Source organism: Acidobacteriaceae bacterium, from assembly GCA_035944135.1.
GTDB lineage: Bacteria > Acidobacteriota > Terriglobia > Terriglobales > Acidobacteriaceae > Granulicella.
Genome location: DASZBM010000010.1, coordinates 866,716 through 890,826, shown reverse-complemented (window position 1 = coordinate 890,826; position 24,111 = coordinate 866,716). Strand labels below are relative to the sequence as shown.

The following is a 24,111-nucleotide window of genomic DNA, read 5'->3' as shown; positions in this document are numbered from 1 at the left end:
ATCCAGGCATCCAGCAAAACCCAGAACACCACCGGAGCCGAACGGCCCAAGGTTGGTTTCGTGTCGCTCGGCTGCCCTAAGAACCTCGTCGACTCCGAGGTGATGATGGGGCTGCTTCATCGCGGCGGCGCGGAGCTCACGCCTCGCGCTGAAGACGCCGAGATCCTCGTGGTCAACACCTGCAGCTTCATCGACTCGGCCAAGCAGGAGTCCGTCGACACCATCCTCGAAATGGTCGAGCACAAGATCGCCAACGGCGGCCGCGCGAAGAGATTGATTGTGGCCGGGTGCCTCGTCGAGCGCTATCGCGACGAGATTCAGAAAAACATTCCCGGGGTCGATGCAGTCGTCGGCACAGGCGAGCTCGAATCCATTCTCGAAGCTGCAGGCCTATCGCGCCCCGCACCCGAGGAAACGAACTCGCCGTTCACGATCCTTACGACAGCGCAGATCGAGCGCCACGCCTCCTCCGTGAATCAGCATTCGCGTCCGGAGAGCGACAGTGCACAAGTGCTGCACGAGACGACGAGCAGACCCGAAGGCGACGCACGCGAGGCCGCTGGCCGGTTCTCACGCGAGGGCTGGGACGGCGCGCACACGGCGCTGCCCACCTACCTCTACACTGCCGAGACACCGCGCATTCTCACCACACCGCGCGCGTCGGCCTATATCAAGATCGCCGAAGGCTGCGACCACCCGTGCAGCTTCTGCATCATTCCGCAGCTTCGCGGAAAATTCCGCTCGCGCTCCATCGCGTCCATCGTGGCCGAAGCGCAATCTCTCATCGCGCAAGGCGTGCGCGAGATCACGCTCATCGGCCAGGACACAACTTGCTACGGTGAAGACCTCGCGCCGGATCCAGCCACCGGGAAACGTCCGGAGCTCGCCAATCTGCTCGACGCCCTTGCTCCGCTGCCTGGCCTCAAGTGGCTGCGCTTCCTGTACGCGTATCCGAACAAGATCACCACACGCCTGCTCGAGGCCATCGCGCGCCACGACAACGTCGCGAAGTATCTTGACGTCCCTCTGCAGCATGCGAGCGCGAACGTCCTTCGCCGCATGAAGCGCGGAGGCAGCGCAGACCGCTTCCTGCAGATCATCGACAAAGCCCGCAGCATCGTCCCCGGGCTTGTCCTTCGTACGAGCTTCATCGTCGGATTTCCTGGTGAAACGGACGAAGACTTCGCCGAGCTCTGCAAGTTTGCTGAGGCTGCGAAGTTCGATTGGCTGGGAGTCTTCTCCTACTCGGATGAAGAGGGCGCGCAGGCGTTCACGCACGAGAACAAAGTGCCGAAGCGCACGATTGAATCCCGCCGCCGCAAGCTGATGAGGCTGCAGCAGAAGATTTCCGCGAAGGCAAAGAAAGCCTGGGTCGGTCGTGAGGTTGACCTCCTCGTCGAAGGCGAATCGGAAGAGACCGAGCTCCTCTGGCAGGGCCGCACACTGGACCACGCACCGGAGATCGACGGCAAAGTCCTGATCAACGATTTCGGCACGTACGAAGAGCTCGTTCCCGGCACCTTCTACCGCGCCGAGATCACCGAATCGCACGACTACGATGTCGTCGCCCGTATCATCGAGTGATGCGAAAGTTGATATACGGCCGGGCTTTTGCTTTAGTCATCGTCTCAGGACTTGTGGGGGCGCTGATATCACGCGACCTCTCTAGGAAGCACCTCATGGGCCGCGATGGATATTTGCAATACCAATCGCACTATTACGACAAGCATGTAGCGAGCTTTGCAAACCCAGCGGCGCATGCCGTTGGCTACGCCGTCTTTATCGCGATCTGGATCGGCTTGTATGAGCTGACGGCGTTCATTGCGCAGCGGCTTCTCGCAGGCCGATTTCGCTCTAGTGATACATCTCAGCCATGACAAAACCTCTCCTCTGCCCCATCTGCAAAAAGCCCGTCGACCTCGCCAGCGAGGACGTTCCCTTCTGCTCCGAGCGCTGCCGTCTGATCGACCTCGGTAAGTGGGCCTCCGGCGATTACAAGATCTCCTCGCCCGCGCTTGATCCCGACCTTCTCGAAGAGATCGAGGAGGCGGAACTTCGCGCCCAGCGCCGCCGCGAAGACGAGCATTAATCCCCCATGCAGTAAGCGCGTAATTTTGAATCTTTGCGACGGCAAGAGCGTCTCAATACGAGAGTCTCTGTTTCTGATTCTGGAGCATTATTTGCGTTACGGTTTACCGCTGTTTCTGCTACTTTCGGCGTCTGCGCTCTCTGCGCAGCAATTGACGCTACCGATAGATTCTTTCTCCTCATCGGAGCCGAGTGTTCGTGCAGCCGCCGACCTGCCTGACGACCCGAGCGCGGTTCTGCGGCAGAGCTCGCAAATCGACGCCGCGCAGTCAAGCCCGGATCCTGCATCGGTATCAGAAAAACCGCACACGCCTCCGCCGCAGCCCAAGCGCATTCTTGGCATCATGCCGAACTATCGCGCGGTCAGCGCCGGTGTAAAACCTCCTCCCGCCACGCCGGGCCAGGCGTTCAAGATCGCAACCAAGCAATCATTTGACTACTCCGCGTTCGTGTTCGTTGGCCTTACGTCGGCGATCGCCGAGTGGGACGACAGCCATCCGAAACTCGGCAAAGGAGTCCCTGGTTTCTGGGCCTACTCCTGGCGTGGATTCGTGGATAAGACCGACGGCAACTACTGGGTCGTCTGGATTCTGCCCACCGCTTTCCATGAAGACGAGCGCTACTATGCGATGGGTCGTGGCCCCGTGCTCAAGCGTCTCGGCTACGCTGTTACGCGCGTCGTCGTCACGCCTGACTACAACGGCCACAACACGATCAACGGCGCTGAGCTCCTTGGTCGCGGTATCGCGCAAGGCATCGGCATCAGCTACTATCCGCCGTCTGATCGTAGCGCGTCGGCGCTTGCCACGAAGTACGGCTACGCTCTGCTGCGCGATGCATCCACGAATGCCTTCCGCGAGGTCTGGCCGGACATCGCGGCGCACGTGTTCAAGCATCACGATCAGCAATAGCGACACGCGCATCCACTACACTGAAGGCATCGATGCCTGCGCAGCTCCGCAAAACAACCTGGGCCTGGACCGTTGCGACATTCTTCGGCGCCGGCTTCCTCAAGCCCGGCCCCGGAACCTATGCGTCCACCGCCGCCGTCGCACTTTGGCTGGCCGCAGCATTCCTACTGCATCACAACACGCTGCATCTCCTGTTTGCGACGCTGATTGCACTCGCGCTTTCCATCGCGATCGGCATTCCCGCCGCCACGCGCGTTGCGCTTGAGTCCGGCCGTAAAGACCCCGGCTTCGTGGTAATCGACGAGGTCGCAGGCCAGCTTGTCGCGTTGATCGCCGTCAGGCCTGATTGGCCGCACGCGCTGCTTGCACTTCTCCTTTTCCGCTTCTTCGACATCCTCAAGCCGCCGCCGATCCGCAGCCTCGAAGCACTCCCCAATGGAACGGGCATCGTCGTAGACGACCTAGGCGCCGGCATCTACGCGCTCATCATTGTGCAACTCATCACGCACGTCCTCCGTCATTAATCGGCAGTCATCCCTATGCGCCTGCTCGTTGCTGCGGTCCTCTGCGCCCTCGCCGTTTCTTCGCACAGCTCCGAAACCGTCGGACCCTATTCACAATGGGTGCGGCCCAATGCCGAGGGCAAGCTTGCGTACGCGACAACGCTCACGGGCGATCACATCGTCGACTTCAGCTATGCGGGATATCGCGGCGGCGGTGTCGCCCTCCCTGACGCGCCCGTAGCTGAGACCCTCACTCCTTCCGGCGGCGACGACACTGCCGCACTCCAGTCAGCCCTTGATCGCGTTGCTATTCGCGCCGCAAAGGCGAACACGCCACAAGCTCTCGTGCTTGCTCCCGGCATGTTTCACCTCAGCGGGCCAATTAATGTCTCGGCGTCGAACCTGGTCCTCCGCGGTTCCGGCCGCGAGAAAACAATCGTGCAGCTCACCGGAACACCGCACATCGGTTTCATCCTCGGCTTTAACTCTTCATCTGCCCCGGCAAACCCCGACGAAGACTCCGCAGCTCCATCCGTTGACGAGCCAGATCCAACAAAGACTCCGCACGCTCGCACCAGGCTGGCCGACACCTACATCCCGGCCGGCACGCGACAGCTCCCTGTCGCCAGCGCCGAAGGTTTCGCGATCGGCGACTCCATCCTCATCAAGCGCGCCATCACGCCCGACTACCTGCGCTTCATGGGCATGGACCACCTCGAGCGCGCCGGGCGCACCGAGCACTGGATCGGCAACTCTATAACAACCGAACGCCGCGTCGCCGCCATCCGCGGCAACATTCTCATCCTCGACGTGCCAATCACCGACGACTATGACCCGCGCTTCAGCGGCGGCACATCCACTACCGTCACCGCCGTCCCGGCGCCTGCACGTATCCACGATTCCGGCATCGAAGGCCTGACCCTCACCGCGCCTTCCGTCTCGATTCCGCTCGACGCTCCTCACTTCGACGCCATCCACATCACCTCTGCCGAAGATGTCTGGCTTCGCGATATCGACATCAGGGACACAACGAACTTTATCCAGGTGGAAGCGCCAGCACGCCGCGTCACCATCGACCGCGTCGACCTTACCGAACGCAAGCCCATCACTAGTCCCGCCAAACCCTTCGGCTTCTCGCTCGCCGGCACACAGACACTCGTCATGCGCTCGTCCGCGCATGGCGACAAGATCTTCTTCGCCGCGACGCAAGCCCGCATTCAAGGGCCGAACGTGCTGCTTGATTGCGACTTCACGGGCGACCAGGCCGTGGAACCGCATCAGCGCTGGTCTACAGGCTTTCTGGTGGACAACGTCCATGTCCACGGCGGCGGAATCCACTTCATCAATCGAGGCGAGATGGGCTCAGGGCACGGCTGGACCATCGGCTGGTCCGTCATCTGGAATTCCACCGCCGACGAGCTCGTCGCGCAGCTGCCGCCCGGGTCCATCAACCTGGTCATCGGTTCGAAAGGCCAGCGGCGCCGCCAACCCATGCCCATCAAGGGCGCGCGCGGCCACAATGAAGGCCCGGACCTCCCCGAAGCCATTTATGACTCCTGGAACAAGCCCGTCGAGCCCCGCAGCCTCTACCTGCAACAGCTCACGGACCGCCTCGGCCCGGATGCAGTGAAGAACCTCGGCTATTGAAATGTCGTCCCTCTGACATCCTTCCCATTTGCCTCCCGCGCGCTGCCCGTCTACGCTATTGACCCATGAGCCTGCTTCACCCCAACCGGCCAAACTCCAACCCTCAGGCTCCCCACCTCGATAGCCTCATGCCGCGCGCCGCCATCCCCGGCGGCAGCTTCGAGATCCTCGGCTCGCACCTGCTGCCCGTGACCAACGACGGCCCGCAGCTTGCACCCCAGCTCCCCCAACTTCCGGCCGCCGCCTTCGGCGACACAACCGCCTACTTCGATCTCGTGCGCCCCAATCGTGCGCTGCTTCGTGTGCCAGAGGGCGCCATCGCGAGTGATCTCACGCTCCGCATCAACGGCGTCACTTCCAACGTCCTGCACGCGAATATCGGCGTCCCCATGGCCGATGAGCTGCACCTCGTCTCCAATCCCGCAGTAGACGCCGACGGCAATCTCTTCGCCATGATCAGCGGGCCACGCGGCGAGCGCACGCCCGTCTCCATCGTCCGCATCGGCCGTGATCTACAAGCCAGGCCATTTGCTCGCGACCTCCTCAACATCTCCGCGCTCGCCTTCGGCCCGGACAGCTATCTCTACGCAAGCTCGCGCGCCGAAGGCACCGTCTACCGCATCTCGCCCGAAGGCGACCACATCTCCACCTTCGCCGAAGGCATGGGCATCGCCACCGGCATCGCGTTCGATCGCGACGGCAACCTCTTCGTCGGCGACCGCTCCGGCACCATCTTCAAGGTCGGCCCTTACGGCTCGCACAATCCCGGCGAGGTCTTCGTCTTCGCCACCCTCGAGCCCTCCGTCGCCGCCTACCACCTCGCCTTCCGCGACGACGGCACACTCCTCGTCACCGCGCCCAGCACCAGCTCCAACCAGCCGATCTACGCTATCGAGCCGAATGGCGACACCAGCATCTTCTATACCGGCCTCGGCCGCCCGCAGGGTCTCGCGCTGGACAGCGCCGGCAACATCTACGTGGCCGCCTCGCTGCATGGCCGCCGCGGCATCATCCGCATCACCCCCGATGCCTCCAACGCCGAGCTCTTCATCGCCGGCAACGACCTCGTCGGTCTCTGCTTCCTCGACGACGGCTGCGCCGCGCTCGCCACCGGCGCCACGCTCTTCCATGTCGACCTCAACATCACCGGCAGGGCGCTGGTATGAGATGGCGGAAACACCCTAATCCCCAAACATCGCATTCATATCCCGATAACTCACCCATTTTCCGCAAACGTGAACGTGCCCTGCTCCCGCATCTCACGCGACGCGTTAAGAAACGCCGTCAGCGCCACCCGCGACAACGCACTCCCCACGCTGATTCTCTTCACCCCCATCGCAGATAATTCCGCGACCGTCAGCGCCACGCCCTGCAGCCCCATAATCACGTTCACCGGCCGGTCCACAGAGCGCACCACCACCGCAATGTCCTCTTTGCTGCGAAGCCCCGGCGCATACAACACATCCGCGCCTGCCTCCTGGTACGCCTGCAGCCGTTCGATCGTGTCCTTCAGATCCGGCCCTCCCACCAGATAGTTCTCCGCACGCGCCGTCAGCGTAAACGGAAACGGTAGCCCACGCGCAGCCTCCACCGCCGCACGCACGCGCTCCGCCGCCTGCGCTCTCTCGTAAACCGGCTCACCGCCCGGCTCATCGTCTCTTCCCGTCGCATCCTCAATCGATCCGCCTACAGCTCCCGCCGCCGCAGCCATCCTGATCGTCTCAGCCGCAATCTCCGGTGCGTGCCCGAACCCATTCTCCAGATCGGCACTCACCGGCAGCTCTGTTGCTTCCGCAATCGCCGCCACGTGCGCAATCATCCTCTCGCGGCCCACCGCGCTATCCTTCAGGCCCATCGAAAACGCATACCCCGCGCTGGTCGTCGCCAGTGCATCAAAGCCCAGATGCGCCAGTAACCGCGCAGTCCCCGCATCCCATGGATTCGGAATCACGAATGCTTCGCTCCGCTCATGCAACGCTCGAAACGCCTTCGCCTTTTCCATCTGAGTCGCCATACAGGTCAGCCTACTCCCGCCAAACATATATCCTGAATCTTCCACCTGCCTGCCGTCCGAGACCACATGATCGCTGAAATCATCGCTGTCGGCTCCGAGATGCTGACGCCGCACCGTACCGACACCAACTCCCTCTTCCTCACCGGAGGATTGAACGACCTCGGCGTCTCCGTCGCCTTCAAGACCGTCATCGGCGACAACCGCGACCACCTCACCTCCGCGGTCCGCATCGCGCTCTCGCGCGCCGACATCGTCATCACCTCCGGCGGCCTCGGCCCCACCGAAGACGACATCACGCGCAACTGTGTCGCCGACGCACTCGGTGTCGAGCTCCACAAAGATCCCGACACCATGGCCGCGCTCTACAAGCGTTTCGCCGAACGCCGCATCCCCATGCCGCCCAACAACGAAAAGCAGGCTGAAGTCATCGACGGCGCCCAACTCCTGCAGAACCGCAACGGCAGCGCACCCGGCCAGTGGCTCGACACAACATGGCCCGGAGCGGACGGCCAGCCGCACCGCAAGATCGTCATCCTCCTTCCCGGTCCGCCCAAGGAACTCAAGGCACTCTTCACCGACGAGTGCATCCCGCGCCTCGCCGCTTCACTTCCGCCGCGTTTCATCGCCAAACGCGTGCTTCGCATGGCGCTCACCCCCGAGTCCACCGTCGACGCGCGTACCGCGCCCATCTACCAGAAATTTACCGACGTCGAGACGACCATCCTCGCCGGCTCCGGCGAAATCCAGCTACACTTCGCCTGCACAAAACCCACGCAGGAGGCCGCCGAAGCCCGCGTCAACGCGCTCGCCGAGCTTATCGAGCACGAGATGGGCGACGACATCTTCTCCTCGCACGGCGAATCGCTTGAAGAGATCGTCTTGCTCATGCTCGGCATGCGCGACCTCAAGCTCGCGGTTGCCGAGAGCGTCACCGGCGGCCTGCTCTCCCAACGCCTCACCGCGATCCCAAATGCCTCACGCAGCTTTCACGGCGGCGCCGTTGTCTACGCCAGCGAGCAGAAGACGAACCTCTGCGACGTCCCGCCCGAACTCATCCAGAAGCACGGCGCCGTCAGCCCTGAAGTTGCACGCGCTCTCGCTGAAGGCATCCGCAAGAAGACCGAGTGCTCACTCGGCCTCAGCCTCACCGGCCTCGCCGGCCCCGGAGGCGGCGAAGGCCCCGACGAGGGCAAACCCGTTGGCCTCGTCTACATTGGCTTCGCCGACGGCGAAGACACGCAGGTGAAGCAGCTCAACCTCTTCGGCGATCGCGACCGCATCCGCTTCTGGTCCACGCAACACGCTCTCGAGCTCATCCGCCGCACGCTCTTATAATCGCGATTCACAACGCAGCTCTATCGGTTTCGCTACACTCACCTCATCCACCATGCGTCTCTGGCTACTCACTCTCGCCATCGCGTACCTCCTCGGCTCGATCCCCTTCGGCTATCTGCTCGTTCGCATCTTCCGCAAGGAAGACATCCGCGCCACCGGCAGCGGGAACATCGGCGCAACCAACGTCGCACGCTCCGGAGCCAAAGGCCTCGGAATCCTCACGCTGCTGCTCGATCTTCTGAAGGCCTTCGCCGCAGTCAAAATCGCGCAGCACTTCGCGCCCGGAACACCAGGCTTCCCCTCGGACCTCGCAGTTGCCGCCGGCATCGCTGCCGTCCTCGGCCACGTCTTCCCCATCTGGCTCGGCTTCAAAGGTGGCAAAGGAGTCGCCAGCGCCCTCGGCGTGTTCATCGCACTCGCCCCGCTCGCCGCACTGTGCGCGCTGGGCGTCTTCATCGTCGTATTCGCGATCACGCGCTACGTCTCGCTCGCCAGCATCCTCGCGGCGGTCATGATGCCGGTGTTCTGTCTGCTCTGGATGCCCGACCGCTCGCCGGTTTTCGTCGGCGGAGTTATCTTCATCGCGCTGCTCGTCATCGCCAAGCACCACGCCAACATTGCTCGCCTGATGGAAGGCAAGGAGAGCCGCTTCGGCAGCAAGAAATCCTCATCTTCTGAACCAAACAAGAAGGTGCGTGCGTGAGCCGCATCGCCATCCTTGGCGCCGGAGCCTGGGGTACGGCGCTTGCCATCTCGCTCGCGCGTCGCGGCGGCCACCAGCTCTGCCTCTGGGCCCACTCGCCCGAACACGCACGCCATCTCTCCGAGACCGGCGAGAACGCCCGCTATCTTCCCGGCTACATCATCCCCGCCGACGTCGAGGTCACGCCCTCACTCCAGGACTCCATCCACGATGCCGAGATCATCCTCTGCGTCACTCCCTCGCAGGCGCTGCGATCCATCATGCAGCAGATCGCGCCGCAGCTCACGCCCGCGCAGATTCTCCTCTCTGCCTCCAAGGGCATCGAAGAAAAAACCTTCCTGCGCATGTCGCAAGTCATCACCGAACATACCGACGGCAATAACACCATCGCCGTCATCGGCGGCCCATCCTTCGCGCAGGAAGTCGCCGCGGCCATGCCCACGGCACTCTCGATTGCCTGTGATGATCCGGCCGTCGGCACGCGTCTGCAGAACGACTTCTCCTCCCCGAGCCTGCGCGTCTATCGCAACGAAGACCTCGCCGGCACGGAGCTCGGAGGCGCGCTCAAGAACGTCATCGCCCTTGCTGCGGGCGTCGTCGCCGGGCTGGAGCTCGGCCACAACGCCGCAGCCGCCCTCATCACCCGGGGCAATGCCGAGATCACGCGCTTGTCAATCGCTTGCGGCGGCCGCCGCGAAACCATGGCCGGTCTATCCGGCATCGGCGACCTCGTCCTCACCTGCTCCAGCAACATGTCGCGCAATCGCACAGTCGGCGTCGAGCTCGGCCGCGGCCGCAAGCTCCCCGAAATTCTCGCCTCATTGAATGGGAAAGTAGCCGAAGGCGTGCTCTCCACCGCTGCCGCCCTGGGCCTCGCCGCACGCTACGCCGTCGAAATGCCCATCACCGAGCAGATGGACGCCATTCTCCACAAGGATCGCAGTCCGCGTGACGCAATCCGCGAGCTCATGAGCCGCCCCGGCCGTACCGAGTAGCCCGAGCTCATCTGGAGCGACTTTCATCACTCACATCCAACTCGCCGTCATCCTGAGCGGAGTTCGGCGCACTCAGCGCCGAACGAAGTCGAAGGATCCCGAGTATGCCCGTCGGCGAAACGCTGCTTCGGCCTTCAGCCGGCGGACCCTCGTTCCTCAATAAATCCGCAGGAACCCCTTCGACGGCCGTACGAATCCATCCTCGGCGCGAAGATTCTCGTCATACTTCGGCGGGTTCTCCGTCCGGTGCTGCAAACTGGAAATCAACCTCTGTAGAAGCGACATATCAGTTCTCCCGACATTCAACGCTTTTCGCCTGCGCGATGCTCCTGGCATGGGCTGGTGAGAATGTATTCTGCTCCTTTTCCACACAGACCGCATGCAACTTTCGCACTGAGATACTTACCTTTCGTGGTACGTTGTTTTACCTCCCGCGAGTCACAACTGTCTGTCATGTAGCGGACAAGAAAGCGTCTTCCCCCTGACGGCGCATCTAAACCTCTTGTCTTCATCGCATACGCCTCCGGGCGTATGTATGCCTGCAGCGAGGCCGTCGTGATCTGTGCTCTTCTCATGGCCGTCACCGTTCCCACCTGGGTGGCCGCCTTCGGTGTCATCGCGCTTATCCTCATCGCCGCCTACATGCTTGCCGGAATCTTCGGCCCGTCGCCCAGTTACGAGATCGTCGGGCGCGACGATCTTCCCACCAACGATTCCGACGATTTCCTTCGACTCCTGGAATCCATGGCGGACGCGCCCGTCAACCGCACTGGACATTTCGAAGTCCTCGCCAACGGTCCCGTCTTCTATCCCGCTGCGCTCGACGCCATTCGCAACGCCCGCCATAGTGTCAGCCTCGAAGCCTACATCTTCCAGCGCAGCGAGATCGGCAAGCTCTACCTCGACGCACTCACCGAACGCGCCCGCGCCGGCGTTCGCGTCAACGTAATCCTCGATTCCTTTGGCAGCGCCGGCGTCAGCAAGCGCTATTTCCAGCCACTTCTCGACGCACGCGGCCGCGTCGCGTTCTACAACGCACCTACCTGGTATCGCCTACTCCAGCTCGACAACCGCACCCACCGCGAGCTCCTCATCGTCGACGGCCAAGTCGGCTTCATCGGCGGCGCCGGCATCGCCGATCAGTGGTACAAGGGCGCCGGCAAAAATCCGCGCTGGCGCGACACCATGCTGCGCGTCGAAGGCGGCGCCGTTCCCAACCTCCAGGCCACCTTCGCCGAAAACTGGCTGGCTGTCACCGGCGAACTCCTCGCGGGCAAAGCCTGGTTCCCCGAAATTTCCTGCCCCGATCCAACCGCCGCACTCGTCGTCAACTCAACCCCGACCATCGGCGGCTCCACGCGCGCCCGCGTGCTCTTTCAGCTCCTGCTCGCCTCGGCGCGCCGCTCCATCACCATCACCACGCCGTACTTCCTGCCCGACAAGAGCCTCACCCGCGAACTCTGCCGCGCGATCGAAGACCGCCACGTGAAGATCCGCATCCTCGTCCCCGGCCACAAGTCCGACCATATGCTCACGCGCAGCACCAGCCGCGGCGGCTATGGTCCGCTGCTCAAGTCCGGCGCCGAGGTCTACGAGTACTCACCCGCCATGATTCACGCCAAGATCCTCGTCATCGACGAGCTCTGTACCGTCGTCGGCTCCACCAACTTCGATAACCGCTCCTTCGGCCTGAACGACGAGGTCAACCTCGCCGTCCGCGACGCGAAGCTCGCTCAGCGCATGGAAGCCGACTTCGCCCACGACCTCCTCGACAGCCGCCGCATCACACTCGACGAGTGGCGTCACCGTCCCGTAACCGAGCGCGCACCGGAGCTCCTCGGATGGATCTTCGAACGCCAGCAATGACGCCTTCCGCCCGCTTGCGTATAGCCACCTACAACATCCACAAGTGCCGCGGCCTCGACGGCCGCACCTCGCCCGCGCGCATCATCTCTGTCCTCGAGCCCCTCGACGCCGACATCCTCTGCCTGCAGGAGGTCGTCAACGCACCCGGCACTCGTCTGTACGACCAGGCCGGCGAAATCTCTCGCGCTCTGGCCGCCTACATCCCCTGCTTCGGCGCCAATCGCCCGCTCCACGGCGGCACCTACGGCAATCTCACGCTCTCGCGCCTGCCCATCCGCACCTCGCACAACCACGACCTCACCTCACGCCGTGAAGAGCGTGGCGCGCTTCAAACCGACATCGAGCTCGGTCCACATCTCCTGCACCTCTTCAATGTTCACCTCGGCACAGGTCTCTACGAACGCCGCCGCCAGGCCCGCGTTCTTCTCGGCGAAAAAATCCTTGGCCACCCGGAGCTCAAACCACCGCGCCTCGTCGTCGGCGACTTGAACGAGTGGACCCGCGGCCTCACCACGCGCCTTCTACGCAACAGCTTTCAGACCTTCAGCCCGCGCCACACGCTTCGAGTGCCCGCAACCTTCCCCGGCCTGCTCCCACTCGTCACACTCGACCACTGCTACTACGAAGCGCCCCTCGAGCTCATCGAATCCCACCTCGTCCGCACGCCCACCGCGCTCGTCGCCTCCGACCACCTTCCGCTCGTCGCCGACTTCACGCTCACATCCCACCCCACGGATCGTGCAGATACCCACTGATCCGCACATCCTCGCTCATCGCACTCGCAAACGTCCTGCGTTCCACTCCACTCATCTGCTGCTGGACCAGGTACGGCGACGTACCCTCCGCAAACGGCAGCCCCGACGCACCCAGTTCCTGCTCCGCAAAATAAAGCACCAGCCTGTCGGCTAACCCCTCGCGCAACAAACTCCCGTTCAGCGCAGCTCCAGCCTCCGTCAGCACACTCCTGATGTGGTGCTCGTTCAACACATCCAGCGCGACCCGCAAATCCAGCCGTCCGTCGCGGCGTGGCAACCGGTGAATCTCTACGCCCAATCCCCGCAGTTCTGCCGCGCGCTCTTCAGAAGCCACTTCATCGCACATCACCAGCAGGTCTTTGCGCCGCTCCGCCGCCGAGCGCACCAGCTTCGACTGCAACGGAATCCGCAACTCGGGATCCAGCACAACGCGCAGCAGAGGCCGTCGCCGCGGCAGCCCTGTCCGGTCCGTCAGCTCCGGATCATCCGCCAGCACCGTTCCAATGCCCGTCAAAATCGCATCCGACGCATGCCGCAGCCGCTGCACATCCGCCCGCGCAGCCGGCCCCGTCAGCCACACCGGCCCCACACCCCTCCGCTGCTCAGCCGCCGGCGCTATCTTCCCATCCACCGATAACGCAGCCTTCAGCGTGACGAACGGCCGCTCATGCTGGATGGCAAACGCAAACGCATCGTTCAATCGTCGCGCGCGCTGTGCAAACTCCGTGTCCGCCGGAAGGACCACAACTTCAACGCCCGCCGCGCTCAGCCGCGCCAATCCCTTCCCTCGAACCAGCGGGTTCGGATCAAACGTCGCCACAACGCACCGCGTAATCCCCGCAGCAATCAGCGCATCCGAGCACGGCCCCGTGCGGCCATGATGAACACAAGGCTCCAGCGTCACGTAGGCCGTCGCTCCGTGCAGATCATGACCCGCCGCGCGCGCCTGTTTCAGCGCAGCAATTTCAGCATGGTCGAAGTTGTCATAGAAGTGCGCGCCTTCGCCGAGAACGGTCGCCGTCTCCGGCCGCATAAGAACGCAGCCAACTGTCGGATTGGGTGAGGCAAAGGGAGCAGCGTCGCCGGCGAGCTCTAGTGCGCGTCGTAGTCCACGTTCATCTGCCGGCAGGAGACGCATGAATCCTCAGCATAGCGGGTCACGGTCTGGAACTGCTGGTAATTGAGCTCTTCGCGAGTAGGCGCCGGAGCTTGAACGTATGGGTGGTTGTCACTCGCGAGCGCGAGCTCACTGTGACGCACAGTCTGCGCATGGCCAAAGGAAAAAAGCATGGCAAAGAAGGCTGCAAAGAGCGAGTGCATGGAGAACCTCCTTAGTCAATAGCGGGTACGCCACTGAGTATCTCCCGGACACTCCCAGAATCAAGATGACTCTTCGGGGTGGGGGGCCGGACGAAGGAGGCATTATTTAGGTAATGTCGGGCAAACAATCTCAATGGCCGCTTCTATTTAGAAGGTCGAGAGGCCAAAAGGGTAGCTTGGCGATGCGCTGATCTCGCGCCTGGATTCAATTAATCCAGCAGCGAGTCCACAAAACTACCTGCATCGAACGGCAGAATGTCCTCGAGCTTTTCGCCAACTCCAACAAAACGAACGGGAAGCCCCAGCTCCCGGGCAATCGCCACCACAATCCCGCCCTTGGCCGTCCCATCCAGCTTGGTCAGAACAATCCCGGTAACCTGAGCCGCCTCGGTGAACAGCCGCGCCTGCTGCAGCCCGTTCTGCCCCGTCGTCGCGTCGATCACCAGCAGCGTCTGGTGCGGCGAGCCCGGGACCTGCCGCTCCGCCGTCCGCCGCATCTTGTCCAGCTCCTTCATCAGGTCGGACTTCGTGTGCAACCGGCCCGCCGTATCCACCAGCAGCACGTCCGTCGACCGCGCCTTCGCCGCCGTTGCTGCGTCAAAGAGCGCCGCCGAAGGATCGCCTCCCTGCTTCGTCTTGATCATCGCGACGCCGGAACGCTCCGCCCACACTTCGAGCTGCTCGATCGCCGCCGCCCGGAACGTATCCGCCGCGCAGAGCAGGACCGACCTGCCCTCGCGCCTGTACAACGCCGCCAGCTTCCCGCTTGTAGTGGTCTTCCCGGTGCCGTTCACGCCCACCAGAAGAATCACCTCCGGCGGAGTCGCCGCGTGCCGCACCGGCGTGTTCACTGAGTCCAGGATCCGGCGGATCTCGTCCTTCAGCGCGGCCTTCAGCTCCGCGCCGTTCGCCAGCCCATGTCGCAACGCGCGGTCACGCAGCCGCGTGATGATCTCATCAGCCGTCGGCGCGCCGATATCGGAAGCAAGCAGCGCAAATTCCAGCTCGTCAAGCGAGGTCTCGTCGATCTCCCTCGTGAGCGCGATGACGCCGGAGATCGAGTCAGAGAGCGACTGCCGCGTGCGTGTAACCGCCTCGCGCATGCGGTTGAAGAAGCTGCGCGGCTTCGCCTCTTCGGGCGCTTGCTCCTGCGGCTTCTGTTGTTCGGCTTCCTGAGATTCCGGCTCGCGCGCTTCTTCTTCCGGTTTGCGTTCGCGTTTGCCGAACAGTGAGGTAAACATTCACCTCCAAGTCTATCGGGAACGTGGTATTGCGAGAAAGCTTGCTGGATTAGACACTTGGTGGCGTCCTCGAAATGTCTCCATGCGTACATTCACCATGCTCATGAAAAGGTTTGGGTTGCAGCGTAGGTCACGACTGGCAATCCTGTGCGTCACATGCCTCGGGATCGCCGCCGTCTCCGCACCGGCTCAAGCTCCCCAGAGCGATCAGGCGAACCCCGCCGGCACGATCTCCGTCACCTCGCGGCTCGTCGTTCTCGACGTTGTCGTGCTGGACCACAACGGCAAGCCGGTCACCAACCTCGACCGATCCCAGTTCACCATCACCGAAGACAAAGCTCCCCAAACCATCCGCAACTTCGATCCGCCATCGGCCCATGCGATGCCGTCCGGCGGCACAGCCGACCTGGTGCACAGCGTCGCCGACCTGCCGAAGATCGGGCAGGCTCCGGTGAATGTGCTGGTCTTTGACGAGGTGGACACACCGTTCCATCAGCTTGCCTACGCGCGCCAGATGATGGAGAAGTACCTCAAAGCGCAGCCTCCCGTGCTTCCTGTGCCCACGTTGTTCATCGCAGCCGGCTACTCGAGGGTGGTCGTCCTGCACGACTACACGCAGAGCCGCGCAGATCTGCTCGAGAGCGTCGAGAAACACACCGCAGACCTCGACTTCACGCAGATCGTAAACACTCTGAATGGCGGCGCAGGCGGATCAGAAAACGGGCTGGTCAAGACGCTCGGTGCGATGCTGCAGATCGCGCAGAGTGTCGCCGGAATTCCCGGCCGCAAGAACGTGATCTGGGTCGGAACTGGCTACAACAAGGCCTACGACCTCAACAATATGAGCGAGAAGGACCACGACAAGGTGGTCGCAGCGATCAAGCAGGTTACCGACAGGATGCTGCAAGAGAGAGTCACGCTCTACATCATCGATCCGGGCGGTCCGCTCAAGGCCGACGATCCGACCGACGACACGATTGATCCGTCGAACGTAAGCTCGTCGGGCAGCGCCATCGGCGACTTCGGCGACAACATGGGCATGGATACCTTTGCAGATAACACCGGAGGCCGCGTAATTGGCGGACGGAATGACCTCGACGCTCAGGTGGCCGAGGTGTCGACGGAAGGAACGGAGTACTACACACTCTCCTATGCGCCGAGCGGCGACAGCGACGCTGCGCAGCCGTTCCGGAAAATCCATGTGACGGTGAATGTGCCAGGGCTGCGTGTGATTACGCGCGAAGGGTACTTCGCCACGCCGCAGGCGCCGGTTGCTCAAGTGGCGCTGGCTCCGAAGGCAAAGCAGGCCAACGATGTGAAATATGACCTGATGAGCGCGGCGCGCACGACAATGCCCTACACCGGACTGCACACCGATGCGAAGCGCTCGAAGAAAGGCTACACGGTGATGGTGAATGCGAACGATCTGAAGTTCACAGAGCAGCCGGGCGGCTCGCGGCTGGCCGAGGTGACCATCCTGGCGGTCTGCTACAACGCCAAAGGCAAGGAGACGGCCCAGCACGCGGCGGAGATGAAGGAGGAACTGGCGGCCAGCGACGTGATCAAGCCCGACTCGCGGGTGAGCTTCGCGTTTCCGATGACAGTTCCGCCATTCACCGATCGGGTCCGATTTGTTGTCCGCGATGCCGCCACCGGAGTAATCGGGGCTGCGAACGCGAACCCGTAAGGCCCAGACTTGACAAAACCCGCTTCCGCGCAAGGGGGGGTAACGTAAGGCCATCTGCCAGCTGCCTCGTCTCTCCCGGCTCAACCTGGTGATTCCAGATACTTTACAAGTAAAGTATCTGGAATCAAGACTTTGCCCAAAAAGTCCAAGCCTAAGTCCAATTGAATGAAGATTTTGCACAAATAGGACAGGGGAGGGGGCTCGACCGCCAATACCGCCGCGTTACCCTAGACGCATGTTCACCGGACTGATCGAAACAACGGGAACGCTGCTGGCCGTAAAGCCCACCGGCGGCGCAATGCGGCTGGTGGTCGCGGCGCCGCAGCTCGCAGGGCGGTGGAAGATTGGCGACAGCATCGCCGTGAACGGCGTCTGCCTCACGGCGCTGGACATCGAGGACGCGAACGAGCCCCACCCGGGCCGCTTTGCCGCAGACCTCGCACAGGAGACGATAGAGCGCACGAGCCTGGCACAGTTGCAGCCCGGCGCCCTGCTGAACCTGGAGCTACCCACCCCCGCCGGCGCGCCGCTGGGTGGCCACGTGGTACAGGGGCATGTGGATGGCACCGGAAAACTGATCTCGCTGGCCCCGCTGCGTCCCGATGCGGCGACGGCGGACTGGCGGATGACGATCGAGCTGCCGGCGAAACTGGCCGCGCAGGTGATTCCGCAGGGATCGATCACCATCGACGGCATCAGCCTCACGGTGGCGAAGATTCATGAGCCGGAGCCGGACGGCACGGTGCGCATCGAAATTGCGGTCATCCCGCACACGTACAAGAGCACAAACCTGCACGCGAAGATGGCCGGCGAGACGGTGAATATCGAGACCGATGTGCTGTCGAAGTATGCCGCGCAGCAGTTGGCGGCACAAGATCTGACCCAAACGGTCGATGCGCCGGTTGAAGTTGCGGACGCTCCGAAGCCCGTAACGAATTGGCTGACGACGGAGTATCTGCTCGAGAACGGGTATTAGCCGACGTTATTGTCGCGCTCTTGGCGAGTTGTCAGTGGTCTCGTCGACGAGCTTGTCTTCCGGCGGAACGACGAAGGTCTCTGCCGCCGGCTCGGTGCGGTCGATGTGCGTGACGGCGACGAGTTGCTCTCCGGTGCGCGGGTCGTCGTGGCGGATGGTCATGTAGATAGCCAGGTCCGGTGAGTACCAGTAGTCATCGGTGATCACGACCGGTTTGCCGGTGCCGCTGAAGTCCGCAGGAATGGTTCGCTGCTTGCGCGTGCCGTGGAGTTCGACGCCGTCGAGCATTTGGGTTCCGAGGTCGGTCTCGGTCACGCCAGGCAGTTTGCGCTGTTGCTGCGGCGGAAGCAAGCCTGCCGGAGTCGGCAGAGGAGCGCGCAGCGTCATCTCACGCGCGAGGTGCAGGTACGGGTTGATGAAGATGTTTTGCCGGGTGGATGGATCGTAGATGTGGGATTCGATCAGCGGGGGTGTGCCCTTGAACCCTGCAGGAACGAGGCGGCGACGCTCGTTGTAGATGCGGCCTGAAGATGCGCGCGCGATGTGGTTGGTCGTCATGACCACATGGTCGCTGCCGTCGGGCATCTGAAGGTGCGAGACGATCTCGACCTCGGCAGAAAATGGGAAGTTGGGAATCGGCGTTACGTAGATGCCAGCTATGCGCGTCTGCACGCCCGGGTAATTGGGCGGCATGATCTGGTTCGCCGTCTGCGCGGCCGTGAGCGCCGGCAGAGCCAGGGAAAGTGCGAACAGGACTTCAACGTGAGCCAACCGCATCCGTTCACCTCGCGCAACAGCATAGCGCGAGCGGGCAAGTTCTGCATTAGGAAAGAGAAAGGCTCGTTGCGTGGCTCGGTGGCTCAGTTCTGCAGAAATGGATTCAAGACGCGCAACGGCCCAAAATTTATACCGTGCTGCAGATCTTCGGAGCGGAGTACCTGCGCGCCACCGGCTATCGCTGTCCACCCCAAGGTTGACCTCCATGCGACGGTATCCGAGTCCAGACCCTGGTCAGAAAGATCCCGCCCGCCACGATGGTGGATGGAGTTCGTTGTGCATCGGTGACAGATGTGGCGATCAGATGTCCGTTTTCCATGATCGCGTGCGTGATCACGAAATCATCGAATTGCTCTGTCTGGGTTGTGCCAACGGTGAGAACGCGGGTCACCACTCCGGTGCCGTCGCAGTTTACGGTGAGCGTCCCGACCTGCGTTCCAGAGACGATGTTTCGTTGCCCAGTCGTGGATCCGGCAAGGGGTTCATTCACGATGAATGTCCCGGTAAGGTTGCCTTTTCCGTCTATGTTGCGCTTGGCAAGTGCGATGGCGACGTTTGCGCCGTACGTACCGATGATTGTGTAGTTCCCTTGCAGACTGGCAAGGTCAAAACAGGGCTGTGCGTCCTGGGCGCGGACGGAAACGGTTGTGAAAAACGAAACAAAGATGATGGCAACAGCGTTGATCCACTTCCATCTGCTGATCATGGTGTCGATCTCCTTACGTTGACTTCGAATGAAGTCAAGTTCAGTTGAGTTCGCTAAGGCTCGCTTTGGGGTTTCGCATGGAACGAGGAAACGTGTGTGGAAGCGGGGTCGCAGCCCGACGCGCTGCATGAAATCCTGTTGTTCCATCTGACGCGCCAGCACACCACTGAAACCAGGGGCATAGAAATCCCGATGTTCGGGCAAGCGAGCATCGATTTGATGAGTCCGGAAAATTGTCCGTCGTAAGCAGGGCCGGTGACCCAGGGAAGGTTCGCCCGCGGATGTTGCTTCTCTGCCCTTGATCCGAGGCAAAGCCGCTCTAACCAGAGAGCGTAACAAGTAAACCATATCGACGCTCCGCTGTGAGGAATAATCTAGACATTTCCGGCGACCATCTTTGGACCGACCGATTGGATCCCGTCGTCGGTGCGAGAACGGCGTTCAATCTGCGGTGCAGAAACAGAAAGGCGCGGCCTCCGCGCCGCGCCTTTGCTGCTTCGTGCACTGGAGCTCAGCTATAAAACCGAGCTCATGGCTGCTTAGAGCGAGCTCATGTTGTGCAGGAACTCCTGGTTGTTGCGTGTCTTGCCGAGCTTGTCGGAGAGAAGCTCCATGGCTTCGACAGGCGAGAGCGGATTGAGGACCTTGCGCAGAATCCAGGTGCGCTGCAGGTCGTCCTTGGGGATAAGCAGCTCTTCCTTGCGGGTGCCCGAGCGCTGGATGTCGATGGCCGGGAAGACGCGCTTGTCGACCAGCTTGCGGTCGAGGATGACTTCCATGTTGCCGGTGCCCTTGAACTCTTCGAAGATGACCTCGTCCATGCGCGAGCCGGTGTCGATGAGGGCCGACGCGATGATGGTCAAGCTGCCACCTTCCTCAATGTTGCGGGCCGCGCCGAAGAAGCGCTTCGGCCGCTGCAGCGCGTTGGAGTCGACACCGCCGGAGAGAACTTTGCCTGAAGGCGGAACGATGGTGTTGTAGGCGCGTGCGAGACGGGTGATGCTATCGAGCAGGATGACGACGTCGCGCTTGTGCTCGACGAGGCGCTTGGCCTTCTCGATAACCATCTCGGCAACTTGGACGTGACGCGCGGCCGGCTCGTCAAACGTCGACGAAATCACTTCACCCTTCACAGACCGCTGCATGTCGGTGACCTCTTCGGGACGCTCGTCGATCAGCAGAACGATGAGGACGACCTCGGGGTGGTTCGCGGTGATGGAGTTCGCGATGGCCTGCATGAGCACGGTCTTGCCAGTGCGCGGCGGAGCGACGATCAGACCGCGCTGGCCTTTGCCGATGGGGCAGAGGAGATCCATCACGCGGCCGCTGATGCCCTCGCGCACGGTCTCCATCTTGATGCGCTCCTGCGGGTAGAGCGGCGTGAGGTTGTCGAAGAGAATCTTGTTGCGGGTCTCTTCGGGCGACTCGAAGTTGATGGCTTCGATCTTGACCAGCGCAAAGTACTTCTCGCCTTCATGCGGAGAGCGCACGTTGCCGGAGATGGTGTCGCCGGTCTTCAGATCGAACTTGCGGATCTGCGATGGCGAGACGTAGATGTCGTCGGGGCCGGGCAGGTAGTTGTAGTCGGGGCTGCGGAGGAAGCCGTAGCCGTCAGGCAGGATCTCGAGGACGCCTTCGGCGAAGATGTGGCCTTCCTTCTCGCTTTGCGCCTGAAGGATCTTGAAAATGAGGTCCTGCTTGCGGAGTGCGCTGGTGCCAGGGATCTCCAGGCCGCGGGCGAGCTTGCCGAGCTCGGCAATGCTCTTTTCTTTCAACTCGGTGATTGTCATGGGGTCGTGTGGACTTTCGTTCTTTTTAGGAGGGATTTTGGTATTGCGGAGATACTGGTGCGGTGCAGAGACTCCAGGCTCGGGGGCAGAGCAAAGAGCGTGACGCGGAGGGATGTAAGCGGGGGAAGTTACAGGGGTATTACTGGAGGGACGTGATTACAGTATCACAGATGTGAAATTCGACCGGAGGAAAACACGGCCAGGGGACGGCGCGGGCCGCCGCGGCGGCCTTAGGCCGCGCGGCGAACCGATGCCACAGTCTCGATGGGTTCCTCGGAGCTAACCACACCCATGGGTACGGAGTCCTTGAAGCGGTCCAGCACCTCGTTGGTGGTGTCCTGGAGGCGGGTGTTGGGCTTGTGGAGCTTGCGAGTCGCCTTCGACGCGAGCTGGCACAGCTGGTAGCGGTTGTTCACGTGAGTGAGGGCTCCAAAAATAAGATCTGAGCGCATGAAGTTTCTCTCTTTCCTCTGCGAAAGTCTTAGGTGGCTGCCCTCGAGCTGCTGAGCTCCACTCTGCGTGGCCTACGTCGTGGATTGAGTCCCGCCGGTCGCAGGCCGGCGCAGGTCCTCATCTGGTTAGACGCAGTCGGCCGGGAACGGATGCATCCGTTTCCGATGCCGGATCAAATTTTCTAAGTTGCTGCGCTTCAACAAGTTACAAACCAACACACAGCAGACGACCGGCCCCGCGGAGAAGATACCCTCCGCAAGATCAGAGAGTCCCGATTCACTGCCTGGCTGATTCCGGAACGGCCACCCGTTCCGCGGGGAAGATGAGCGCGCCAGCCAGTAAAACTCACCGGTTTGCCGCGTTCACAAAAAGCACCTTATCGTCACTGGCGGGACGAGTCAATCCTTTTTTTTGAACAGTAATGCGACTGGCCTCCCAAAAACGGTAGAAATTTACCTACTCGCAAGGAGTTGGCCTGTTTTCAGGCAGATAGCAGGGTGGGTAGAAATTTAGGCAAACGTGTGACTACTCGGGTTCGTCGGGGAACGGGGAAGGAGCTAGGCCCAGTAGCTGCGGTCGAGCGTGCGGTACTGGATCGCTTCGGCAATGTGCTTCACAGCGATTCCCTGCGAGTCGTCCAGGTCGGCGATGGTGCGGGCGACCTTGAGGATTCGGTCGTGGGCGCGGGCGCTGAGGCCCTGCTGCTGCATGGCGCGCTCGAGCAGCTTTTCGGCGTCGCTGGAGAGCTCGCAGTGGGTGCGAATTTGTTTGGTGGTCATCTGCGCGTTGGAATAGACAGCGCGACTCGCCGCACGCGGACTTCCACTGGTGCGGGCTTCGGATTCGAGGAAGCGGGTGTGCTGGCGCTCGCGGGCCTTCATGACGCGGGTGCGGATCTCGCTCGAGCCTTCGGAGGCCTGTCCGCCGCGGAGCTCCTTGTACTGGACGGCGGGGACCTCGATGTGGATGTCGATGCGATCGAGCAGAGGGCCGCTGACCTTGGAGACGTAGCGCTGAATCATGGGCGGCGTGCACATGCAGTTGCGGCTCTTGTCGTTGAAGTAGCCGCAGGGACAGGGGTTCATGGCCGCGGCGAGCATGAAGCGCGCGGGGAACGAGAGCGACATGGCCGCGCGGGCGATGGTGACGTTGCCGTCTTCGAGCGGCTGACGGAGGACCTCGAGGACGTTGCGCGGAAACTCGGGGAGCTCGTCGAGAAAGAGGAGACCGTTGTGCGAGAGGCTGACCTCGCCGGGCCGCGGGACCATGCCGCCGCCAATGAGGCCCGCGTCGGAGATGGTGTGGTGAGGCGAGCGGAAGGGCCGCTGGGTGACGAGGCCCTCGTCCTTGTTGAGGACGCCCGCGACGGAGTGAATCTTCGTGGTCTCGAGGGCCTCTTCGAAGCGCAGGGGCGCGAGGATCGACGGCAGGCGCTTGGCCAGCATGGTTTTGCCGGAGCCAGGTGGACCGATCATGAGGATGTTGTGGCCACCGGCCGCGGCGACCTCAAGCGCTCGCTTGGCTACATGCTGGCCGCGGACGTCGCGGAAGTCGGCGATGTGGTCGAGGGCTTCTTCAAGCAGCGCTCGGGATTCAACGCGGAGAGGCTCAGCCTTGACCGGCCCATGTGCGGCGGAGTTGAGGAGTTCGCGGACCTCGAGCAGGCTGCGGACGGGGTAGACGCTGACGCCATCCACGACGGCGGCTTCGCGCGCGTTGGCGGCCGGGATGATGAGGTGGTGGATGCCTGCATTTTTTGCGGCGATGGCGATAGGCAGCATGCCCTGAACGGCGCGAATGCTCCCATCCAGGCCGAGCTCGCCGACCAGGACGAAGTCGCTAATGTCGGCAATTGCGAGGCCGCCGTAAGCTCCCAGGATGCCGACAGCGATGGGGAGATCGAAGCCGGAGCCCTCTTTCTTGAGGTCGGCGGGCGCGAGATTGATGGTGATACGGGTGGGCGGAAGGTCGAAGCCGGAGTTCTTGATGGCTGAGCGAACGCGGTCACGGCTCTCGCGAACGGAGGCGTCGGGAAGGCCTACGACGCTGAAGGTCTCTTCTTTCTGTGCAACGTTCGAGAAGTCTACTTCTACATCGATCAGGTGCGCGTCGATCCCGTAGACCGCAGCGCTGCGCGTCTTGAACAGCATGTCCCGCCTGCAGAGCCCGTTGAGCCCGGAAAGTGCGCTCAGTCTAGCACTGCCAGGAACGCAAGCTGAGCAGCCGGGGTACCACTTCCGTCCGTGTCTGACGCGAAGTTCATCTGGTCAGGAAACAACCGCAGTCAATCCTTCTGCGTCGTAAGTATCTGTATTCTTATGAACTTTGCGCACCCTGTTACCGT

24 protein-coding genes are annotated in these 24,111 nt (G+C 62.3%); 14 read left to right on the top strand and 10 right to left on the bottom strand.

The window, feature by feature from the left end:
• The 7 genes from rimO (at window position 1) to VGU25_18160 (ending at window position 6,315) form a co-directional block, all read left to right on the top strand.
• The gene (gene rimO / locus VGU25_18190; GenBank protein HEV2579142.1) at window positions 1–1,584 is read left to right on the top strand and encodes a 30S ribosomal protein S12 methylthiotransferase RimO; all 1,584 of its coding nucleotides are present in this window, start codon (window positions 1–3) and stop codon (window positions 1,582–1,584) included.
• A 95-nt stretch (window positions 1,585–1,679) separates the two neighbouring features.
• Window positions 1,680–1,877: a hypothetical protein gene (locus VGU25_18185; protein HEV2579141.1), complete on the top strand. Its 198-nt coding sequence runs from the start codon at window positions 1,680–1,682 to the stop codon at window positions 1,875–1,877.
• Entirely contained in the window at window positions 1,874–2,089 is a 216-nt protein-coding gene (gene yacG / locus VGU25_18180; protein HEV2579140.1) for a DNA gyrase inhibitor YacG, read from the top strand. Before VGU25_18185 ends, yacG begins: the two co-directional genes overlap by 4 nt.
• Window positions 2,090–2,180: 91 nt before the next feature.
• Window positions 2,181–2,999, top strand: coding sequence for a hypothetical protein (locus tag VGU25_18175; GenBank protein HEV2579139.1), 819 nt, complete (start codon window positions 2,181–2,183; stop codon window positions 2,997–2,999).
• A 32-nt stretch (window positions 3,000–3,031) separates the two neighbouring features.
• The gene (locus tag VGU25_18170) at window positions 3,032–3,523 is read left to right on the top strand and encodes a phosphatidylglycerophosphatase A (GenBank protein HEV2579138.1); all 492 of its coding nucleotides are present in this window, start codon (window positions 3,032–3,034) and stop codon (window positions 3,521–3,523) included.
• Between the two features lie 15 nt (window positions 3,524–3,538).
• Window positions 3,539–5,149, top strand: coding sequence for a hypothetical protein (locus VGU25_18165; protein HEV2579137.1), 1,611 nt, complete (start codon window positions 3,539–3,541; stop codon window positions 5,147–5,149).
• Window positions 5,150–5,214: 65 nt separating this feature from the next.
• Window positions 5,215–6,315 carry a gluconolaconase gene (locus VGU25_18160; GenBank protein ID HEV2579136.1) on the top strand — a complete coding sequence of 367 codons (1,101 nt, stop codon included), beginning with the start codon at window positions 5,215–5,217 and terminating at the stop codon, window positions 6,313–6,315.
• Window positions 6,316–6,365: 50 nt separating this feature from the next.
• Here the strand turns inward: VGU25_18160 and VGU25_18155 are convergent, their stop codons facing one another.
• Window positions 6,366–7,163 carry an isocitrate lyase/phosphoenolpyruvate mutase family protein gene (locus VGU25_18155; GenBank protein ID HEV2579135.1) on the bottom strand — a complete coding sequence of 266 codons (798 nt, stop codon included), beginning with the start codon at window positions 7,161–7,163 and terminating at the stop codon, window positions 6,366–6,368.
• A 66-nt stretch (window positions 7,164–7,229) separates the two neighbouring features.
• Here VGU25_18155 and VGU25_18150 point away from each other — a divergent pair, with 66 nt between their 5' ends.
• Genes VGU25_18150 through VGU25_18140 form a run of 3 tightly spaced genes read left to right on the top strand, consistent with a single transcriptional unit; the run spans window position 7,230 to window position 10,196 of the window.
• On the top strand, window positions 7,230–8,498 hold the full coding sequence (locus VGU25_18150) for a competence/damage-inducible protein A (protein ID HEV2579134.1): 1,269 nt from the start codon (window positions 7,230–7,232) through the stop codon (window positions 8,496–8,498).
• Between the two features lie 52 nt (window positions 8,499–8,550).
• Window positions 8,551–9,201 carry a glycerol-3-phosphate 1-O-acyltransferase PlsY gene (gene plsY / locus VGU25_18145; GenBank protein ID HEV2579133.1) on the top strand — a complete coding sequence of 217 codons (651 nt, stop codon included), beginning with the start codon at window positions 8,551–8,553 and terminating at the stop codon, window positions 9,199–9,201.
• Window positions 9,198–10,196: an NAD(P)H-dependent glycerol-3-phosphate dehydrogenase gene (locus tag VGU25_18140; GenBank protein ID HEV2579132.1), complete on the top strand. Its 999-nt coding sequence runs from the start codon at window positions 9,198–9,200 to the stop codon at window positions 10,194–10,196. Before plsY ends, VGU25_18140 begins: the two co-directional genes overlap by 4 nt.
• Before the next feature lie 156 nt (window positions 10,197–10,352).
• On the opposite strand, the gene VGU25_18135 is transcribed toward VGU25_18140, so the two are convergent.
• Entirely contained in the window at window positions 10,353–10,481 is a 129-nt protein-coding gene (locus VGU25_18135; GenBank protein HEV2579131.1) for a hypothetical protein, read from the bottom strand.
• 270 nt (window positions 10,482–10,751) lie between these two features.
• Between VGU25_18135 and VGU25_18130 the strand changes: the two genes are divergently transcribed.
• Both VGU25_18130 and VGU25_18125 read left to right on the top strand, forming a co-directional pair.
• Window positions 10,752–12,062 carry a phospholipase D-like domain-containing protein gene (locus VGU25_18130; GenBank protein HEV2579130.1) on the top strand — a complete coding sequence of 437 codons (1,311 nt, stop codon included), beginning with the start codon at window positions 10,752–10,754 and terminating at the stop codon, window positions 12,060–12,062.
• Window positions 12,038–12,817, top strand: a complete 780-nt coding sequence (locus VGU25_18125; protein HEV2579129.1) for an endonuclease/exonuclease/phosphatase family protein — start codon at window positions 12,038–12,040, stop codon at window positions 12,815–12,817. The genes VGU25_18130 and VGU25_18125 overlap by 25 nt, the downstream gene beginning before the upstream one ends.
• On the opposite strand, the gene ribD is transcribed toward VGU25_18125, so the two are convergent.
• The 3 genes from ribD to ftsY form a co-directional block, all read right to left on the bottom strand.
• Complete coding sequence (gene ribD / locus VGU25_18120; protein ID HEV2579128.1) at window positions 12,780–13,955, bottom strand: bifunctional diaminohydroxyphosphoribosylaminopyrimidine deaminase/5-amino-6-(5-phosphoribosylamino)uracil reductase RibD; 1,176 nt, start codon at window positions 13,953–13,955, stop codon at window positions 12,780–12,782. The two genes, VGU25_18125 and ribD, sit on opposite strands and share 38 nt — an antisense overlap.
• Window positions 13,910–14,137: a hypothetical protein gene (locus VGU25_18115; GenBank protein HEV2579127.1), complete on the bottom strand. Its 228-nt coding sequence runs from the start codon at window positions 14,135–14,137 to the stop codon at window positions 13,910–13,912. The genes ribD and VGU25_18115 overlap by 46 nt, the downstream gene beginning before the upstream one ends.
• Window positions 14,138–14,346: 209 nt before the next feature.
• Window positions 14,347–15,378: a signal recognition particle-docking protein FtsY gene (ftsY, locus tag VGU25_18110; protein ID HEV2579126.1), complete on the bottom strand. Its 1,032-nt coding sequence runs from the start codon at window positions 15,376–15,378 to the stop codon at window positions 14,347–14,349.
• An 82-nt stretch (window positions 15,379–15,460) separates the two neighbouring features.
• Between ftsY and VGU25_18105 the strand changes: the two genes are divergently transcribed.
• Both VGU25_18105 and VGU25_18100 read left to right on the top strand, forming a co-directional pair.
• Window positions 15,461–17,065, top strand: a complete 1,605-nt coding sequence (locus VGU25_18105; GenBank protein ID HEV2579125.1) for a VWA domain-containing protein — start codon at window positions 15,461–15,463, stop codon at window positions 17,063–17,065.
• 235 nt (window positions 17,066–17,300) lie between these two features.
• Window positions 17,301–18,041 (top strand): riboflavin synthase, encoded by a 741-nt coding sequence (locus VGU25_18100; GenBank protein ID HEV2579124.1) that lies wholly within the window; start codon window positions 17,301–17,303, stop codon window positions 18,039–18,041.
• Between the two features lie 6 nt (window positions 18,042–18,047).
• Here the strand turns inward: VGU25_18100 and VGU25_18095 are convergent, their stop codons facing one another.
• From VGU25_18095 to VGU25_18075, 5 genes are all read right to left on the bottom strand, one after another.
• Window positions 18,048–18,818, bottom strand: coding sequence for a hypothetical protein (locus VGU25_18095; protein HEV2579123.1), 771 nt, complete (start codon window positions 18,816–18,818; stop codon window positions 18,048–18,050).
• A 175-nt stretch (window positions 18,819–18,993) separates the two neighbouring features.
• Window positions 18,994–19,524, bottom strand: coding sequence for a hypothetical protein (locus VGU25_18090; GenBank protein HEV2579122.1), 531 nt, complete (start codon window positions 19,522–19,524; stop codon window positions 18,994–18,996).
• 539 nt (window positions 19,525–20,063) lie between these two features.
• Complete coding sequence (gene rho, locus VGU25_18085) at window positions 20,064–21,314, bottom strand: transcription termination factor Rho (protein HEV2579121.1); 1,251 nt, start codon at window positions 21,312–21,314, stop codon at window positions 20,064–20,066.
• A gap of 230 nt (window positions 21,315–21,544) precedes the next feature.
• On the bottom strand, window positions 21,545–21,766 hold the full coding sequence (locus tag VGU25_18080; GenBank protein ID HEV2579120.1) for a DNA-directed RNA polymerase subunit omega: 222 nt from the start codon (window positions 21,764–21,766) through the stop codon (window positions 21,545–21,547).
• A gap of 558 nt (window positions 21,767–22,324) precedes the next feature.
• Window positions 22,325–23,917, bottom strand: a complete 1,593-nt coding sequence (locus tag VGU25_18075) for a YifB family Mg chelatase-like AAA ATPase (GenBank protein ID HEV2579119.1) — start codon at window positions 23,915–23,917, stop codon at window positions 22,325–22,327.
• Between the last annotated feature and the right edge of the window lie 194 nt (window positions 23,918–24,111).